Origin of the sequence: Flavobacterium soli DSM 19725 (assembly GCF_000422705.1) — a bacterium.
Classification (GTDB): domain Bacteria; phylum Bacteroidota; class Bacteroidia; order Flavobacteriales; family Flavobacteriaceae; genus Flavobacterium; species Flavobacterium soli.
Window position 1 is genome coordinate 311,299 of record NZ_AUGO01000001.1, and the last position, 17,578, is coordinate 328,876.

At 35.6% G+C, this 17,578-nt stretch carries 14 protein-coding genes; 9 read left to right on the top strand and 5 right to left on the bottom strand.

What is annotated here, in order from left to right; translation table 11 throughout:
* Positions 1-1,620 carry a PAS domain-containing sensor histidine kinase gene (locus G508_RS0101380; RefSeq protein WP_245569828.1) on the bottom strand — a complete coding sequence of 540 codons (1,620 nt, stop codon included), beginning with the start codon at positions 1,618-1,620 and terminating at the stop codon, positions 1-3.
* Positions 1,621-2,000: 380 nt separating this feature from the next.
* Between G508_RS0101380 and G508_RS0101385 the strand changes: the two genes are divergently transcribed.
* Positions 2,001-2,300, top strand: a complete 300-nt coding sequence (locus tag G508_RS0101385; RefSeq protein ID WP_026703643.1) for a hypothetical protein — start codon at positions 2,001-2,003, stop codon at positions 2,298-2,300.
* A 91-nt stretch (positions 2,301-2,391) separates the two neighbouring features.
* On the opposite strand, the gene G508_RS0101390 is transcribed toward G508_RS0101385, so the two are convergent.
* The 3 genes from G508_RS0101390 to G508_RS0101405 form a co-directional block, all read right to left on the bottom strand.
* Positions 2,392-3,414, bottom strand: coding sequence for a hypothetical protein (locus G508_RS0101390; RefSeq protein WP_026703644.1), 1,023 nt, complete (start codon positions 3,412-3,414; stop codon positions 2,392-2,394).
* A 418-nt stretch (positions 3,415-3,832) separates the two neighbouring features.
* A complete protein-coding gene (locus G508_RS0101395) occupies positions 3,833-5,443 on the bottom strand; it encodes a hypothetical protein (protein WP_157485854.1) in 1,611 nt (536 codons plus the stop codon).
* Positions 5,444-5,544: 101 nt separating this feature from the next.
* Positions 5,545-6,090: a hypothetical protein gene (locus G508_RS0101405; RefSeq protein ID WP_026703647.1), complete on the bottom strand. Its 546-nt coding sequence runs from the start codon at positions 6,088-6,090 to the stop codon at positions 5,545-5,547.
* A 180-nt stretch (positions 6,091-6,270) separates the two neighbouring features.
* On the opposite strand from G508_RS0101405, the gene G508_RS0101410 reads away from it, so the two are divergent.
* The 8 genes from G508_RS0101410 to G508_RS19730 all read left to right on the top strand — a co-directional run bounded on the left by G508_RS0101410 (position 6,271) and on the right by G508_RS19730 (position 17,060).
* A complete protein-coding gene (locus tag G508_RS0101410; protein WP_026703648.1) occupies positions 6,271-6,690 on the top strand; it encodes a helix-turn-helix domain-containing protein in 420 nt (139 codons plus the stop codon).
* A gap of 301 nt (positions 6,691-6,991) precedes the next feature.
* Complete coding sequence (locus G508_RS0101415; protein WP_245569837.1) at positions 6,992-7,258, top strand: helix-turn-helix domain-containing protein; 267 nt, start codon at positions 6,992-6,994, stop codon at positions 7,256-7,258.
* Positions 7,245-8,498, top strand: coding sequence for a DNA cytosine methyltransferase (locus G508_RS0101420; RefSeq protein ID WP_035693819.1), 1,254 nt, complete (start codon positions 7,245-7,247; stop codon positions 8,496-8,498). Before G508_RS0101415 ends, G508_RS0101420 begins: the two co-directional genes overlap by 14 nt.
* Complete coding sequence (locus G508_RS0101425; protein ID WP_026703651.1) at positions 8,499-10,022, top strand: ATP-binding protein; 1,524 nt, start codon at positions 8,499-8,501, stop codon at positions 10,020-10,022. It begins immediately after the preceding gene.
* A 4-nt stretch (positions 10,023-10,026) separates the two neighbouring features.
* Positions 10,027-13,170, top strand: coding sequence for a Z1 domain-containing protein (locus G508_RS0101430; protein WP_026703652.1), 3,144 nt, complete (start codon positions 10,027-10,029; stop codon positions 13,168-13,170).
* A gap of 3 nt (positions 13,171-13,173) precedes the next feature.
* Complete coding sequence (locus G508_RS0101435; RefSeq protein WP_026703653.1) at positions 13,174-14,133, top strand: PD-(D/E)XK motif protein; 960 nt, start codon at positions 13,174-13,176, stop codon at positions 14,131-14,133.
* Between the two features lies 1 nt (position 14,134).
* Positions 14,135-16,537, top strand: a complete 2,403-nt coding sequence (locus tag G508_RS18380) for an AIPR family protein (protein WP_084625895.1) — start codon at positions 14,135-14,137, stop codon at positions 16,535-16,537.
* A gap of 127 nt (positions 16,538-16,664) precedes the next feature.
* Positions 16,665-17,060: a very short patch repair endonuclease gene (locus G508_RS19730; protein WP_245569838.1), complete on the top strand. Its 396-nt coding sequence runs from the start codon at positions 16,665-16,667 to the stop codon at positions 17,058-17,060.
* 109 nt (positions 17,061-17,169) lie between these two features.
* Here G508_RS19730 and G508_RS0101455 read toward each other — a convergent pair whose 3' ends face one another.
* Positions 17,170-17,508, bottom strand: a complete 339-nt coding sequence (locus G508_RS0101455) for a TM2 domain-containing protein (protein ID WP_026703656.1) — start codon at positions 17,506-17,508, stop codon at positions 17,170-17,172.
* Positions 17,509-17,578: the final 70 nt, after the last annotated feature.

Sequence of the window (17,578 nt, forward strand, 5' to 3'; positions counted from 1 at the left end):
TTATTCTGCCGGAAAGAAAAGTGTAAAAATGGTTCCTTTTTGTGGCTCACTCGAAACCGTGATCACCCCATTATGGTTTTCGATAATCTTCTTGCAAAGTGCCAAACCAATTCCGGTTCCAGAGGTCTTGTGATGCAACCTGTGAAATAATTTGAAAGCTTCGGCGGCATATTCCTGGTCAAAGCCAATGCCATTATCACTCAACGTGATTTTGTGAAAGTCAGTATCAAAAGGCAAGTGTGGATACTCCGAAATGTTTTCTTTTGCTATCTTTTCGTATGAAATCTTGATAACGGGCTTTTCATTGTTGAATTTAATCGAATTGCTAATCAAGTTGGCAAACAGTTGCTGCATTTGCATCGGAATGGCTTTCAAGACAGGCAGTTTTTCGGTCTCAATGATGGCTTCTTTTTCTTCCATCAACAAATTGAAATCTTCCTTCACGTTTTGGATCACCTCGTTTAAGTCGGTTTTTGTAAAAAGGGTGTCGAGCTGTGTCAATTGCGAATAGTTCAAGATATCCTTAATCAGGATTGCCATCCTGTTAGCCGCCGTATTGATTTTTGCAATCGTTGCCACAATTGCTTCCTTATTGTCAATTTGGGCTTCCAACATACTTGTAAAAACCCTAATTTTTCGCAAAGGTTCCTGCAAATCATGCGAAGCGATATAGGCATACTGTTCGAGCTGTTTGTTTTGCGACTCGATATTTTCTGCATAATAACGCAGTTGGTCCTCGGCTTTTTTCCGTTCGGTTAAGTCACGCGTCACCTTCGAGAAACCAATGATATTGTTCTGGTCGTCATGCAAGGCCGTGATCACTACCGAACCCCAAAATCGTGTCCCATCCTTTCGAACCCGCCAGCCTTCGTGCATGGCTTTTCCTTTCAGGGTAGCCTCGCCAATCAATTTTTCGGGAAGCCCTGATTTTTGATCCTCTTCCCGATAAAAAATCTTGAAGTTTTTGCCCAGGATTTCCTTTTCAGTATAGCCCTTGATGCTTTCGGCACCTTTGTTCCAGTTCATGATTTGGCCATCGTTGTTGAGCATCAGTATGGCATAATCCTGTACTTCATCAATCATCTTGTGGTAGCGTTGTTCGCTTTCCTTGTTCAATTGAGGGTTGGATATTGGCGATATGCTGTTGTAATTATAATCATAGTGGTTGTTTGCAGTTCCAGACTGACTTTGTTTGTGAGGTGTCACTTCAATCAATGTGGTCACAACGCTTGTCATGTTCCCCTTTGCATCGAATAGTGGTTTAGGATGCGGCACTACCTTAATTCGTTTGCCATCAGGACGTTCCAAGACAAGCTCTTCGCCGTCGATCTCGCGTTTTTCACGCAATGCCTTTGCCATCGGGCTTTTCTCTACCGCTAGTGGCAAACCATTGACGTCAAAGATACGCCATGAGCCATACCAAAGGTCTTTTCCCAGTTCAGGTTTTTTGCCCCATAGGCTTGCTGCAGCTTCATTATAAAAAGTAACGCGACCTTCTGGATCACATGTATAAATGGCAACAGGAAGCTCTCTTAAAAGATGACTTTCCTGCAAAATATCGTCTGTTGTAGTTCCCTCTTTCATAAAAGGCGAAACCAAATCGTTTCCCTTACTTCGCATGATAATGATTTTGTTATTTCAAAGTTAAATAATTAATAAAGAGAATATTAATGATTTTCTGAAAAATATGTCCCAATATTGTAATCTTATAAGATTGGATTGATATCCTAATAAAAATGGAATTTCATAAGCTTTTAAAAAGATTCTATAAGGGAATTTTGATGGTAGTGAAGTATCTTTAGGCTTTGATTGAAAGATTGAAAGATTGAAAGATTGAAAGATTGAAAGATTGAAAGATTGAAAGATTGAAAGATTGAAAGATTGAAAGATTGAAAGATTGAAAGATTGAAAGATTGAAAGATTGAAAGATTGGAAATTTTCATTTCTATTGAACCATCATTTTTTCATTCCAAAGAATAAAAAACAAAAAACATAAAGACATGCACGACTTCAACCCCATTTTCAATGCATTGGTTCAGGAAGGCTTTCACCAGCTTCCCGATGCGGCTCCAGGAACGGCTAAGCCTTATGATTTCAAGATCACGCCCTATTCCCTCAACACGAGCTTGAGTTTCAAGTTCGAAAACCTGAACCATTTTGTCGCTTTCCTGAAACGCTCAGAAAACATCACAGACGAAGAAATAGTGGTGCTCCAAAACAGCTTTGTGGACCTCGGCATCGACCCCAATGATTTTTTCTACGTGAATTTCTTCGAGAGAGGGAAAGAAGCAGAGATGTAACCTTTTTTTGCCCACAATCATAACCAAGAAAGCCTGCCGAAATGATTCCGGCAGGCTTTTTTATCCACTAATTACAACCTAAAGGTTGTTTCTAATTAGAAGTTGTTTCTTTAGAATAAGTAAGTTCGATATCTCCCGTAACCATTGCAAACAATGCACCTACTACCGTAAAGCTAGGAAATTCACCATCTTCTTCCGTACGTGTCAATTGGTGGGTTTCAGCATCAAACATATATTCTGTTGTTATATCTACTCCACCCGAAGTTTGTGTAGTCGTCACCGTATCGCCATCCCTGGTCCACGTTCCAGTAGTATTTTCAGTTTCACATTCCAAAGACAAGCCTGTAATACTTGCTACACTTGCAGCAAAATGCTCTTCATAGGTACCGTCGCTATTAAACCTAATCCCACTTTCCATATAGCAATTCGTTTCCGTCATCAAATTGGTAGAGTTGTCACCATCATTATCAAGGTCCTGAGCCGCACCCACTATATAAGAAGTCAGCATAAACTCGCCCAACAAATCTGCATTCACGTTCATGTTGTCATCATCATTATCCGTGGCACCATTATCGTCATCGTCATCCGTATATTTGGTAAACGTTAGCTGAAGCGTCCCTGTCAAGTTTGCCCAAAGCGAAGCAACACTGTTCCAACCTACATACGAGCCATTACTGTCGGTTCTCGTTAAGGTCTTGGCCGTTGCATCATACATAAATTCCGTGTTCACAGTTGCCCCTCCCGAAGTTTGCGTAGTGGTCACCATGTTTCCGTTTCGGGTATAGGTTCCAGATGAAGTTTCCACATCACAATCAAGGTTCAAACCACCTTCACCTAAAATGCTAGAGCTATAGCCTTCATCATAAGTACCATCACTGTGAAAGCTAATCCACGAATCGTTATAGCAGCTTCCTTCCAGCACCAAGTTGGTATTGCTGTCACCATCATTATCATAATCCTGGGTCATAGGAGCCACCAAAGAAGTCAATTCAAAAGTACCCACAAGATCAGCACTTACTTCTCCATTCATGTCTGTGCCTTCATCATCAGAAGTACACGATGCAAGGCCAATACATCCAGTTAGAGCCAGCATAAAAAGTTTAAAATTTTTCATAGCAATTCTTTTTTATAGATTTTATTTCAAAATTAGAATTGCTAGCTCATACAATTTTATGGGATTTTTGGGGAAGGTTATAAGATTGGAGGGTTGTGCTCCACATTTGAGAATTTGAAGATTTGAGAATTTGAAGATTGAAAGATCCATAGGATTGACAGACTAAGCGCTTTACGAATTTCAGCATTTCGGATTGATGTACTGTGACGCCTTCTTTACTAACCTTATCCATACTCTATCCATACTCTATCCATACTCTATCCATACAGTAAACCTACCTTAAACCTACTTTTTGACTCGTCCTGACTCGTCCTAAAATAACTATACAAATTAATAAATAAATCCTACCATAGTTATACAGCTCTACTTCTTAATCCTGCACTTGCTATACAGCTGTTTTAAATTCTGACCCTGCCCCCTACTCCTTTTCAAAGTCCAATAGCTTCCCTTCCACCACCAAATTGTGCAGTTCCTCCATCAATTTCTGCACCATAGCATCCATCTGCGCCACCTCTTCCCTGTCCAGTCTTGCTACCTTATGATGGAGTGTACGATACCTATCCAGATAAGGAAACAAATCGGTCCAAAATTCCCCTATCCAGTATTCGTATTTTTGAAGGCTGGCATCAGCATAGACCACCAATTGCCATAATGCCTGGCTTGACAGGTAATTGGGCAAATAGTAGGTCTTTACGAACATATAGGTCCTGCAGAAGGATAGAAAAAACAAGGAGAACAGGTATTGCAAGCCCTGGTAGTTTCCCTTAGGGCTATTGGCGATATCCGAAAACTGCAACGCCGTTTCCTTGGCCGATTTGTAATGAAGGTATAGGTCGGCGTGGTACGGATTGTGCGGCACCTCCCAATGCAATTCCGGATGGTATGGGCTTGAGGAATATATGAGGTATTGCTCCTGCATCACATTGGCAAAGAAATGCTGGTGCTGGTAGAGGTTTTTCTGTATCCAGCAACGTCTATGGCCTACCAAAACGAAATCATATCTTTCGCCTATCCTGCCTTTGAGGGATTGCATTATTTGGCTTACCTTTTCATTACTCGCCCCTGCTATGAGCAACAAGTAATAGGTCGTCCTTTCACCGTAGGCCATCTTGTGGAAGAGGTAGACCTGTTCGACGGCAACCGCCTCCCGTATGGTTTCAAGGGCGCTTTCCAAAATCATATCCTTTGGCTTTCCTTCCAGCTGCTCCGGCACTTTCTGCAGCCGTACTGCTTGCTTCCTTAACCGTTTCTTCAATTCGGAGAACCGCCTTCCGACCAGATGGTGCAGCGCCTGTTCGGCAATTTCAACAGCCCCGTACATTTCACCATTATATATTGCCTCATCATTGGCTGTTGCTTCCTTTGCCTTGGCCAGCAGGTCGGCAAGATAATAGGTGCCAAGGCTGTTCCTTACAAAGTATTTCTGGATCGCAGGGATATATCCGATCAGCCTGCCGATCCTTTCGTCCAAGCCCTGTGCATGGAAATTATTTCCCGCATACAGTTCTTCCAAATATCCAAGGTTATATCCTATCAGCCTTTCATAGGAGGTAAAGACGCTATTTGATGCCCCTTCCGCCATGAGCGCCCGGACTTGGGCGCTGTGCAGATCGTGGTCGTGATAGTACCTTTCCCTAAAAGCATTGAACTTTTTCCTGTACTGTTTCCATCCCCTTGTCCTGGTGATTGAATCCCCTACCTCTTCCTTCCGGTAGATCAGTGACGAGGGCTGACAGCAGTATTCCATAAAAGGATGGCCCAAGGAACATCTGTGGCGCAGCCTTTCCGAGCAGATGAAATGGACGTCGATCTGGTAGAGCTTCCTTACCTTTCTTACCCATTTTACCTGTTGCAGCTCTGTTGCATCGGTATTGTGCTCCACGTGGATCATCAGCTGCGAAAACCCGGAATGGCGCTCCTTGGCAAAGAAGATTTGCATGATGCTGTGCTGCCTGACCAATTGGCCCAATAGGTTTGCTACAAAGTCGTTGTCGAGTTGTGGAAATGTGGTTTTTTTTGAGTTTTTCATACTATACGTTTTTTTATTATTTTCCCTATCCTACAATCTAGTCCTAGTAAAGTTGCGCATGTGTAAAAGTATATCCTATCCTGCCACGTGATACTTTATCCTCAAAGTCCCTTTTTCTTCTTGACCCTCTCCACACCCCTTTCCCTCATCAGCTCGCCTGCTTCAAGCATTTTGGTCAGGTGAATATAAGGAGTCAGCAGATCCGTATTAGGTTCTTCATTATAAGCAGACAATGAAAGTTCTGTAATCTCAGATAGGAAAAATTCAAACTCTTGCAGTGTCCTTTCTTTGAATGCACGGTCCAGCACCAAGAATGGATTGTCGAATTCTTCCTTTGTAAGGGAAGAAAGATGAAACGCGGTTTCCAATCGGGAGGACTCCCTTACTTTCCATTTCTTGCTTTTGCCTTTGAGGAAGTGACACACCTTGACAAAATCACGTATAGCCGTATAAAAGGTAAAAACAGTATAGGGGTTGTCCTGCCTGTAAACCTTTCCCTTATAACAGTGAAGTACTGCTTCCCTCAAATTTTGCTTGTAATAATCAAGATGCGCAAAATCAAAAATAGCGTCAAATACGCCAAACGGATTCCTTGCCGGAAACCCTGACCAAAATCTTGTTTCAAACGAAACCTTATCCTTTTTCATACCCATGCGATTTACTATCTACCAGCGAAGTTCCCTTCTTCAAGAAAGATAATCTATTCCCAATCCGGATATAATATCTGACAAAAAGGATATTTTACCGTATATTTTTTTATCTTTGAATTTCCGATTTTTTAATCCCGATGGCTTTATCTTTGAGCCTTCAGAAAACAATTACTCGATATGGAACAGAAAATACATCAGGGACGAAATGTAAAACGCTTCAGGGAAATGCTTGGCATCAAGCAGGACGCCCTAGCCTATGATCTAGGTGAAGACTGGAACCAGAAGAAAATTTCCATGCTGGAGCAAAAAGATTTCATTGAGGAAGATATCCTAAGGCAGATTTCAACTGCCTTAAAAATTCCCGTGGAAGCTTTCCAGAATTTTGATGAGGAGCAGGCGGTAAACGTTATTGCAAATACTTACTCCTTTCAAGATTTTAAGGATAATGCAGTTGCTTCTGGATTCAGCTACCAGCCTTCTTTCAATCCCGTTGACAAAATTATAGAGCTATATGATGAAAAGATAGCTCTGTACGAACGTATGCTGAAAGAAAAAGATGAAATGATGGCAAGGCTAGAAAAATTACTCAATAAATAATTTAGGATAATACTTAATTCTAAAAGGCTCAACTGATAAGTTGGGCCTTTTATTTTGCTCCTTGTTACGATTTATTTAGCACTTTATAAAGTAAGACTTAGCAGGAATAACATTCTTGCATTTAATGATTCCAATACTTGAACATTATTATAAAAAAGCCTATCAGGATTAGTCCTGACAGGCTTTTCTTATTACACTTCTTGTATGCTCTATTTTAAAATTAAGAAATTGTGCTGGGGATTTTAATGCATTTTGGAGGGAAGATTATAAGATTAAATTGCTAGCAAAATACTTTTTATTGATGACGATTGTCATCGGGTTAATTGTCCACACAACATTACATTTATTGGTTATGAATTTGAAAGAAAAATTTGGCATCAAAATCAGAACTATTAGGGAGCTAAAAGGCTATTCTATAGAGTATCTAGCGAACATCGCAAATATCGACAGAACCTATATCTCAGATATAGAAAAAGGAAAGAGAAATGTATCTCTTTTAATCATTGAAAAACTTGCAAAAGCACTTGAAGTAACCATTCAAGACTTATTCGATTATGAAAAACCTTAACTTCATTGATTTGTTTGCAGGGGCAGGAGGTCTATCAGAAGGCTTTATTAAACAAGGCTTCAATCCAGTCGCTCATATAGAAATGGATCTAGCGGCCAGTTTTACACTAAAAACTAGAGCAGCATTCCATCATTTAAAGGAAAACAATCAATTCTCGCATTATGTTGACTATTTAAAAGGCAACATAGACCGCAAAACACTATATAGCTTAATTCCAAATGAACTTATTGAAAGTGTAATCCATAAAAGTATAAGTGTAGAAAACAATGCTGGAATCTTTAAAACAATAGACTATAATTTAGAAAATAAAGAAGTAGACCTAATTGTTGGAGGGCCTCCTTGTCAGGCGTATTCGCTAGTCGGAAGAGCTCGTTCTGAAGACAATATGAAAAGTGATCCTAGAAATTATCTATATGTACAGTATGCTAATTATTTAGAGCGATATCAACCAAAAATGTTTGTTTTTGAAAATGTCTTAGGCTTAAAATCTGCAGGCAAAGGCATATACCTAAAAAACATGGAAAGACTTTTTAATAAAAAGGGTTATACCATTGAAGTTTTTACGGTAAATGCTGAAAATTTTGGCGTTCTCCAAAAAAGAAAGCGATTAATTATAATTGGTTACAGAAATGATTTTGTTCCCAATCTTCCGGATTTTGAAAACTTTAAAGGTGGCTTAACAAGTTCTGTTGATACTATATTTTCAGATCTGCCAGAATTACAAGCTGGTACCGGAGTGGATAAGTTTACGAATTATTCTTCAAAAACAAATTCCTATTTGGAACAATCCTACATCAGGAACGGGATTGATATTCTCACACAGCATATTGCAAGGCCACATTCCATACAAGATAAAAAAATCTATCAAATTGCTGTAAACAAATGGAATGACAAAATGGAGCGACTTAATTATAACGATCTTCCAGAGGATTTAAAAACGCATAAAAATAGGACCTCTTTTACTGACCGTTTTAAGGTTGTTGCAAATAATATTCAAGCATCTCATACTGTCGTGGCACACATAGCCAAAGATGGACATCATTATATCCATCCAGATATAGAACAAAATCGCTCCATAAGTGTTAGAGAAGCCGCACGATTACAATCTTTTTCAGATGATTTTTATTTTGAGGGAGTAAAAGAAGGGGCAAATAGAACAGCCGCTTTTAAACAAATTGGGAATGCTGTCCCTCCTTTGATGGCAAATTTTATAGCGAATGAATTAAAAAAGATATTTTAAATGGAAAAATATCTTGATCAGAATTTCGAAGAAGCCAATCCCAATCCTGAATTTTTAATTAAATCTATTGCCGAGCAAGGCTATAGCCTTGAAACTTCTTTGGCTGATTTAATGGATAATTCGATTTCTGCAAAAGCCGATAAAATTGAAGTCCTCATTAAAATGGATCAAGAACCATTTGAACTTTTTCTTGCTGATAATGGGGAGGGGATGGATGAAGACACTTTGAAAAGAAGTATGCAATTCCCAAGTAACTCTCCTGAATCTTTTAGAGAAGGACAAGACCTAGGAAGATTTGGCTTAGGAATGAAAACTGCATCATTTTCGCAAACAAGATGTTTTACAGTTTTATCGAAAAAGAAAGGTGAAGAAAAATATTCTGGAAGAACTTGGGATGTTGAGTATTTAAAAAAAGAAAAACAGTGGAGACTTATTGTAAATACTCCGGAAGAAATAAGTGAATTAATTTCTTCATATTCTGAATTAAGTAAAACATTTCTTGGACAATTTGAATCTTTTGAGGCTAATACTATTGTTATCTGGAAAGGTCTGTACAAATTTGAAAATTATTTAGATGAAGACAATAGGCAGAGTGCTTTAAAAAAAGAAATAACGGAAATAACGTCCGATTATTTGTCACTTGTGTTTCACAAATTCATGGAGCGTGAAAAGTTTCCAATTAACATTCGTATTAATAATAAAATTTTAAGCCCTTTTAATCCTTTTCCAACTCATGAAACTGATTTCCGTCCTATAGCATATAAGCAAAGACATTTCAGTACTGATACGATAAAAATGGAAGGGTTTGTTCTTCCGTCGAGAAGTATTGATGAATCAAGAAAAGGACTGACCAACTGGACAACTAAAAATCGTGGTTTGATGGATATGGAAGGAATATATATTTATAGGTCGGACAGAATTATATTATTTGGTGGTTGGAATGGTCTTATTAAGAAAGCACCCAGACTGCAACTTGCTAGATTAAGAGTCGAAATAGGAAATAGTGTAGATCACTTACTCCATCTAAATGTTGCAAAATCTCAAATTGTAATACCTCATGATTTAAAGAATGCTTTTGAAAGATATATCGAAGAGCTAAAGATAGAAGCAGAAAAAGAATTTTACAATAGAGGAATTAGAGATTTTTCAAATAACAAACAACAAAACCGAGAAAGTCTTTTTGAAAGAAAAGCTTCAAATAAAGGTGTTCTTCTCGAATTAAATAATGAATTCCCTCTTTTGAAAGAAATTAAAAAAGATTTATCAAAAGAACAATCGGCTAAGTTCAATCTTATATTAAGAATGATAAATACTTCAATAAACAAAATTAGACACACTCATGAAGAGGCATCTTTTCTAAATATTGAGGAGAAGGATGGACTTTCAATTGATGATATAATTACATCTTTAACAGCACTTCAAAAAAATGGTTTTTCATCAGAACAAATTAAAAAAGATATTCTGCCATGTCTAGGCTTTGAAGAGTCATCACTTCCAGAACAAATTAAACAATTATTAAAATAAGATTATGGACAACAATAAATACATTGAAGTAATTAAAAAAATAATATCTGGAAAAGCTTTAGACTATTCTAAAGAAAATAATTTAAGCCCTAAATACTTTAATGATTTATTTTCTCTAATTAAAGAGGATATAGTTTCTGTTTGCAATTTGTTTCAATACCCAAAGGTTGACGAAACTAGCTTAAAAAACTACTATGATATAGCTGTTAAAGAATATCTTTCAAACAATCCAATTGATATTGACCCTAGTAATTCGTTAACCAAGGAAGGATTTAAAACTTGGCTGACTTCTGAACGTAAAGAAAATATAAAATGGAACTATAGCACACGTTATTTTAGACTATTAGAGAATTCGGGAAGGTCTGAAAAAGTAATAACCGAGACTATAAACTCTAGTTTTGAAATATTAGAAAAAATGGCAGACCCAAAGTCAGAAACACCAATTTATATTAAGGGACTGGTTGTTGGAAGTGTCCAATCTGGCAAAACTGGTAACTTCAACGCTGTAATAAACAGAGCAATTGATTCAGGATATCGGTTAATCATTGTTCTTTCAGGAATAATGGAAGATTTAAGAAGCCAAACACAATTGCGAATTGAAAGCGATGTAATAGGTACAGGAGTTATTGATATAAATTCTGAAACAAAAGGCGTAAAAGGAGTTGGTAAAATTGCACGTTTTGGAAATTCTGGTGATCACACAGTTACCCAGGTTGTATCAATAACGTCATATAAATCCGATTTTAATAAATCATTAGTTGATGCTGATTTTAGTATTGATAATACCAACGTTTTAGTATGTAAAAAGAACGTAAGTGTATTAAGAAATTTAATAGTATGGTTAGATGATTATCTTGAAGAAAATAAAGATCGTCATAATATTCCGTTACTGATTTTAGATGACGAAGCTGATAATGCGTCTCTTAATAATGAAGGTGCAAAAGGAAGGGAATATGCTTCAAAAACTAACGGCCACATTCGAGCTCTTTTAGATTTATTTACCAGAAAAACTTATTTAGGATATACTGCCACTCCATTTGCTAACGTGCTTCAAGATAGAAATGAAGTACCTGCTGACAAATGGAAAGTACCTTATAAATTAAAAGGCGAAAACGAAGAAAAACTTCGTACACAAGTTGACAACATTTTCCCAGATGACTTTATAGTTTTACTTAACCCGCCATCAAACTATGTAGGGGCTAAACAAATATTCGAAACTTTTGAACCTATAGAAAATCAAATAGGAATTAAAATTCCATTAGTAGAAATTGTAAATGATACAGTTTCTGAATTTCCGTCTAGACTCGACAGAGAAACATTATTAGGGGTACAAAGTTTTCGAACAAAGGATGAATTTGATGAGAATGGCGGATATCTCAATTATGATAGTTACAAAGATTACATTAGTTCAACACGAGCGAGTAAAACTGGTGATGATTTTCCAAAAAACCTACCTAAGTCTTTAACCGATAGTGTTATGTGTTTCGTTTTATCAATAGCAGTTCGAGAGAGTAGGAAGCAAAAAATGATTTATTCCGCTTCATTTATGCCACATAATACAATGCTTATTCACATTTCAAGATTTTCATTATGGCAAAATACTACTAGGGATTTACTTAGAGAATATGTAACTGATTTACAAAGTAAAATTGAAAACGAAACGCATACATCGCCAGAATCAATATTTGGCGTTTTAGAAAAAGTTTGGCTTAAATATTATTCACATATAATTGAATCCATACAGTCTTATTTGCCTAAAGGTTATCATGATGAGTTCTTAATACCAATAACTTTTGAGTCCTTAAAAAGTTATCTGCCAGATGCTGTAAATAATATTGAAGTAAAAGCAATTAATAGTGTTACAAAAGATAGCTTAGAATATCCCAAGAGTTATCCAAAAAAAGTTATTGCCGTTGGCGGAAATAGATTATCTCGAGGATTTACATTAGAGGGATTAACTATTAATTATTTTATCAGATCAACAGATTATTCAGACACATTATTACAAATGGGAAGGTGGTTTGGCTATAGACCAGGATATTTAGATTGTTGTAAACTTTTTACAACACAAGATTCCAAAGACAAGTTTGACTCCACTACTCGGACGATTGAAGAGTTAGAGGTTGAATTCAGAAAAATGGAAGCTAAAAATAAAACACCTCAGAATTTTGTCTTAAGAGTAAGAAAACATCCAGGGACTTTAAAAATAACTCGTCCATCCATTTTAAGAATGACCAACGAAGTTAAATGGTCTTATCAAGATGAGTTGGAACAAACAACAGTATTCAGTTTAGAAAAGGACAAAATAAATAATGTTTGGGAGAATTTTAAGCGCATTATTGCGCCAAAACTTTCCGGCCCAATCATCAATGGCTTTATCAAATATAAAACCGATATAGCAGATATTATAAATATTCTATCATCAGAAAATAATTTTGATAAAGATTCAAAAGATAGCATGATTAAGTTTATCGAATTATGTCAGACGAAAAATTTGTTGAGCGAGTGGACTGTTGCAATAAAAACTAATGGAACAGGTTACAAAAATTTTAGGATTAACGAATTTCACCAGATAGATCTTTCAGTAAGAAGAGGCCCAACAAATATTAACGATGTGAATTATTTCGTAGAAAATATGAAATTTAAAGCATCGGGTAAATCGGCAAATATTATTTCCGGAGGAAAAGATTTTTCAATATTACTATCTCAAACCCAGATTACTGAAGCAGAAAATGATTTTAGGGCTGAACAGAAAATATTAATTCTAAAAAAGAATCCAGATTTGTCAGATGAAAAGGCAATGGATTTAGCTAAAAAGAAAACAATTCCAGAGCGAGTTTATAGAGAAAGAATGTCTGACAAACAAGGGTTATTAGTTATCTATTTATTCGATACATCAGAGGTATTTCGTCAAAATGACGTTCTACAACCAGAGAAATTAAAACAAATGGTTATAGATAATAATTATGACTTGAACATTCCTTTAGTTGGATATGCATTAGGCTTTCCTCCAATTGAACCAGACCCAGGAGGGATTTATGTAAAAGGTGATTACAATATAGAAGATGAAGAATGTGAAAAATTTGAGGATGAAGATTCTACAATTGATGATTCTGACACCATGGTTCCATCTGATAATAACGATTAAAGGATGGAAATAAAAGATCTTCAATATAAATGGGGAATGATATCCGATCACGAATTATCTAACGGCTATAAATCAATAATTCTAACTCCTGAATGCAAATCAGATTTGTACTTAGGGACTAACAAGGAAGCAAATCGGTGTTTAATTTTATCATTACCTAAAAACCATAAAGTAAATTTTAAAGCAACAATTAAAGAAAATTTATCAATTGAATATTTCTCTGATACCAATTATATCGTTTTAAAATTAATTGACAATAGTTTTTATGAACTGTTTGATGATTTAATTATCTCAATGTATAATAGAATAAAAGACTTTTCAAATGTCGATGACTATTTGAAAGAATTTATTCAAACTTTTTATAAGTGGAGTGAGTTTTTTAATGATAAGAATTCATTTTTACTCTCTTCCGAAATTATAAAAGGATTATTCGGGGAGTTATTTTTATTGCAATTTTATATTGATAACCTAAGATCGCCTGTAAATGATATTCTACTTAGTTGGACTGGACCTTTTGACAAAAGGCATGATTTTACTTTCGATCAGAAAGACATAGAAGTGAAGACGAAAGTAGATTCCAAGTTGGATGTAACGATTTCAAGCGAATATCAATTAGAGAAAAACTTAGACAAGGAATTAGAATTAGTGGTAGTAACTGTACTTGAGAACGAAGGATATTCCATTCAGTTTCTAATACAGGAAATCAAAAACAAAATACAGCTTAAGTCAGGAGACTATACTTTGTTTTTAAAAGCTTTAAATCTGAAAGGAATTGATTTAAAAAACGCCAGCCTTTATAACAACTTTTTATTCAAACCTACAAGCCAAATTACTTACAATTGCACAAGCCTAAGCTTTCCAAAAATTGTTAAATCTAACATTTCAAAAGAAATCAGCAAAGTCAAATATAATTTAAGAATCAGTGCGCTAAATAATTTTATAACCTCAGAATTATATTTTTAATATGGAAGTTTCAGAATTTTTAAAGTACCGAAAAGATTTACTGGATGAATCTAAAGATGAAGATGGTTTTACATCGGAGCCGTCATTTATTAATTTGATATTACCTTCAATGCTTGAAGCAAAATTGATTGATTCTGAGGAATGTAATGAATCTTACTATAAATACGATTCTGAAAAGCTTAAAATAAATGGTTACTTAGTTAATGAATCAGGAGAAAGATTACAGTTATTTATATTGAATGAAGATTCGATTAATATAACGCAAACTGATGATGATCTGAAAATTAGTCAAAAAAATTATTATGAAACTCAATTTAATAGAGCTACAAAATTTTTAAATAAGGCTATAAAACGCCATTTTGACGATGAAATTCAAGATTCAAGCCCCGTTAAAGCTTTAGTATCTCAAATATCGTCCTCACAAGGAATCGATCAGTTCGATGTTATTGAAATATTTTTAATCTCAGCAACTGCAACAGTTTCTACGAGAGGAGATGTATCACAGCCAAAACGTTTTGAATTTGACGACGATACTTTAAAAATTTCTTATACAAAGAAAAATGAGAAGGTTCAAAAAGAAATGCTCATTATAAAAAGATTAATAGACTTAAACTTTCTGTATAACGTTCTTATTTCACAAGGCAATCGCGAACCTTTAACAATTGATTTTAAAAGTAGTTTTGATGATAAAATCGAAGTGATAAAGGCTGCAGATGAAGAAAATTTTGAGTCATATCTATGCGTGCTACCCGCCAAAGTTCTTTCTGATTTGTATAAAAAACACAGTTCTCGTCTATTAGAAAAGAACGTCAGGTCATTTTTACAATTTAGAGGTGTAAATCAAGGAATAAGAGAGACCATCCGTCTCAATCCAGAAAAATTTATTGCTTACAATAACGGAATAACTATAACTTCTACAGGAAAAGAAACTGAAGAAATAAACGGAAAGATTTATCTAAAATCACTTACCGACTTTCAGATTGTTAACGGTGGACAAACTACCGCAAGCATTTATTTCACTAATAAAGATGGGTTTAACATTGATAAAGTAAAGGTAATGGCAAAAATCAATGTAGCAAAAAATGTTAGTGAAGAAAATCTTGACGACCTAATTTCTAAAATAAGCCAGTACTCCAATTCTCAATCAAAAGTTTCTAATGTCGATTTAAGATCAAGAAATCCTCAGTTAACAAAGCTTAAAACGCTTTCTGAAAGTATTATTACACCTACTGGACGTAAATGGTTTTTTGAAAAATCTAAAGGAGATTTCAATACAAAATTAAGAATTGCAGGCTCAGCAAAATCCAGAATAGAAAAAGAGTTTCCTAAACAGAGTAGATTCTCTAAAGAAGAGTTAGGTAAGTATTTTACCGCATGGGGAGATCAGCCGTATGTTGTAAAAAAAGGTGGAGAAAAAGTATTTAGACATTTTATCGAAGAACTTGGAGGCGATGGAAATGAAAAAAGGGCAGTTGACATTAATCGAAACTTTTTTGAGACATTAATAGCAAAAATCATACTGTTTAGAGAACTAGAGAAAATTTATGGGCAAGGTAAAAATTCCATGGGGCAAATCAGATCTGCGGTAATACCTTATTCTATATCAATCTTATATAAATATTTTGATGGAGGTAAAGGTGATAAAGTATTTGATTTATATAAAATTTGGAACTCCGAAGGATTAGGAACTGATTTAACTCAATATATGACAAACCTGATGCGACTTACTAATGAGTTAATTAAAAAATATTCACAAAGTGATGACTTAGGGGAATATAGTAAAAAGAAAGAATTATGGGATGATATATCGTTATCAAAAGAGATTTTAGGATTTTTGGGCACAGATGATTCTAAATTAATATTTGAAAAGTATTCAATCTCAAAAAAAGAAGTTGAGAAGAATTTAAAAACAAAAGCGAAAAGCGAAAATGTAAATTTTAAACAATTAAAAGATTGTATCAATATTCATAGCAAAACTCCAGAGTTTTATAAAAAAATAAATTCAATTTATTGGGATGAATTGACAGACCATGAGAAAAACAAACTCTCAAATATTTCCGCAACGATACAGCAAAAGGATGATCTGACACCCGAATTGATTTTATTTGAAGAAAGTTTAATGCATAGAATAAGAATTAATAATCCAGAAATTTTTGATCAAATTTCATTTACGCCAAATGTTTTAATTGAGAATACCTTGAATTATATAATTAGGAAGTACAATAATTGTATCGATAAATCTGAAGATATAATTGTGGCATTTGAAAAAATTGGAGATGTAGCCAAAAGCAAGGAGATTAAATATAATTCAGTTTTTATAGAAATAGGAAAGTTGTTAAATTCTGGAAACGCTCCAACCACTAAACAAATTTATTATGCTTCATACTATGTTTCAATTTTATAACTCTCAACACTTTTTCACATTCCCTTAACCCCACCCCACAAAATAAAGCTATAACTTTATCCATAGCTCCGCGACCCCCAAATGCGACAACATGGATATCTTCACCCCCGAGAAGCGAAGCCAGGTAATGGCCCGTATCAAAAGCAAAAACACCAAGGCCGAAGTTCGCCTTGCCAAAACCCTGTGGCATCGAGGCCATCGTTACCGAAAACACTGCAAGACTGTTTTTGGCATACCCGATCTGGTCTTCAAGAAATATAAGATTGCCATCTTTGTCGACTCAGAGTTTTTTCATGGCAAGGATTGGGACACTCGAAAACGACCTGTCAACAATGCCCAGTTCTGGGAAAACAAAATCAACCGCAACATCCAGCGTGACCACGAAGTCAACCAATACCTCACCTCCAGAGGCTGGACCGTCCTCCGCTTTTGGAGCAACGACATCAAGACCAAACTCTACTCCACCATCCGAACCATCGAAAAGGAAATAGAAAACGCCCATCACAAGATTTACTACAAGTGAAATTTTAAATCTCAAATTCCAAATTCCAACCACAAAAAAAGGAGCCGAAGCTCCCTGTATATTAATATTGAATCTTTCAATTTTTAAATCATTCAATCATTTAATTTCCTTAAAACCAAGGCTTCTTGTTTCGCTGATAGGTTTCATAAAACTCTGCATCGCTCTTGGTCAGATACACGATTCCTTCAATAAGTCCGATAATAGAGGTGGCTACTATCACAAACCATCCTATGATGAAACAAAGGGTTAGATAGCCTACAGCGGTTGCTACCAAAAGAATAATCCCTTCGTTATTATACCCCAATATAAATTTATGCACACCAAACGACCCAAAAAGAATTGCCATGATACCCGCCAAAACTTTCTTGTTATCTTGTTGCACCACCGGTCGAGGGTCATTCGTGGGTTGGTTCCAGCTCTCAAAACCCGATTTGTTGTTGTCTTCCATTTTTGTGTTTTTTGATTAATGAGGTATAAAAATAATAAAAAACAGCAATAAGTGGGCACAAAATATTTAA

Bases quoted from the DNA above. Each gene is read 5' to 3' on its own strand.
- G508_RS0101405 (WP_026703647.1), bottom strand. From the start codon at position 6,090: ATGAAAAAGGATAAGGTTTCGTTTGAAACAAGATTTTGGTCAGGGTTT.
- G508_RS0101430 (WP_026703652.1), top strand. From the start codon at position 10,027: ATGGACAACAATAAATACATTGAAGTAATTAAAAAAATAATATCTGGA.
- G508_RS0101380 (WP_245569828.1), bottom strand. From the start codon at position 1,620: ATGCGAAGTAAGGGAAACGATTTGGTTTCGCCTTTTATGAAAGAGGGA.
- G508_RS0101390 (WP_026703644.1), bottom strand. From the start codon at position 3,414: ATGAAAAATTTTAAACTTTTTATGCTGGCTCTAACTGGATGTATTGGC.
- G508_RS0101395 (WP_157485854.1), bottom strand. From the start codon at position 5,443: ATGAAAAACTCAAAAAAAACCACATTTCCACAACTCGACAACGACTTT.
- G508_RS0101435 (WP_026703653.1), top strand. From the start codon at position 13,174: ATGGAAATAAAAGATCTTCAATATAAATGGGGAATGATATCCGATCAC.
- G508_RS0101455 (WP_026703656.1), bottom strand. From the start codon at position 17,508: ATGGAAGACAACAACAAATCGGGTTTTGAGAGCTGGAACCAACCCACG.
- G508_RS0101385 (WP_026703643.1), top strand. From the start codon at position 2,001: ATGCACGACTTCAACCCCATTTTCAATGCATTGGTTCAGGAAGGCTTT.
- G508_RS19730 (WP_245569838.1), top strand. From the start codon at position 16,665: ATGGCCCGTATCAAAAGCAAAAACACCAAGGCCGAAGTTCGCCTTGCC.
- G508_RS18380 (WP_084625895.1), top strand. From the start codon at position 14,135: ATGGAAGTTTCAGAATTTTTAAAGTACCGAAAAGATTTACTGGATGAA.
- G508_RS0101410 (WP_026703648.1), top strand. From the start codon at position 6,271: ATGGAACAGAAAATACATCAGGGACGAAATGTAAAACGCTTCAGGGAA.
- G508_RS0101425 (WP_026703651.1), top strand. From the start codon at position 8,499: ATGGAAAAATATCTTGATCAGAATTTCGAAGAAGCCAATCCCAATCCT.
- G508_RS0101415 (WP_245569837.1), top strand. From the start codon at position 6,992: ATGACGATTGTCATCGGGTTAATTGTCCACACAACATTACATTTATTG.
- G508_RS0101420 (WP_035693819.1), top strand. From the start codon at position 7,245: ATGAAAAACCTTAACTTCATTGATTTGTTTGCAGGGGCAGGAGGTCTA.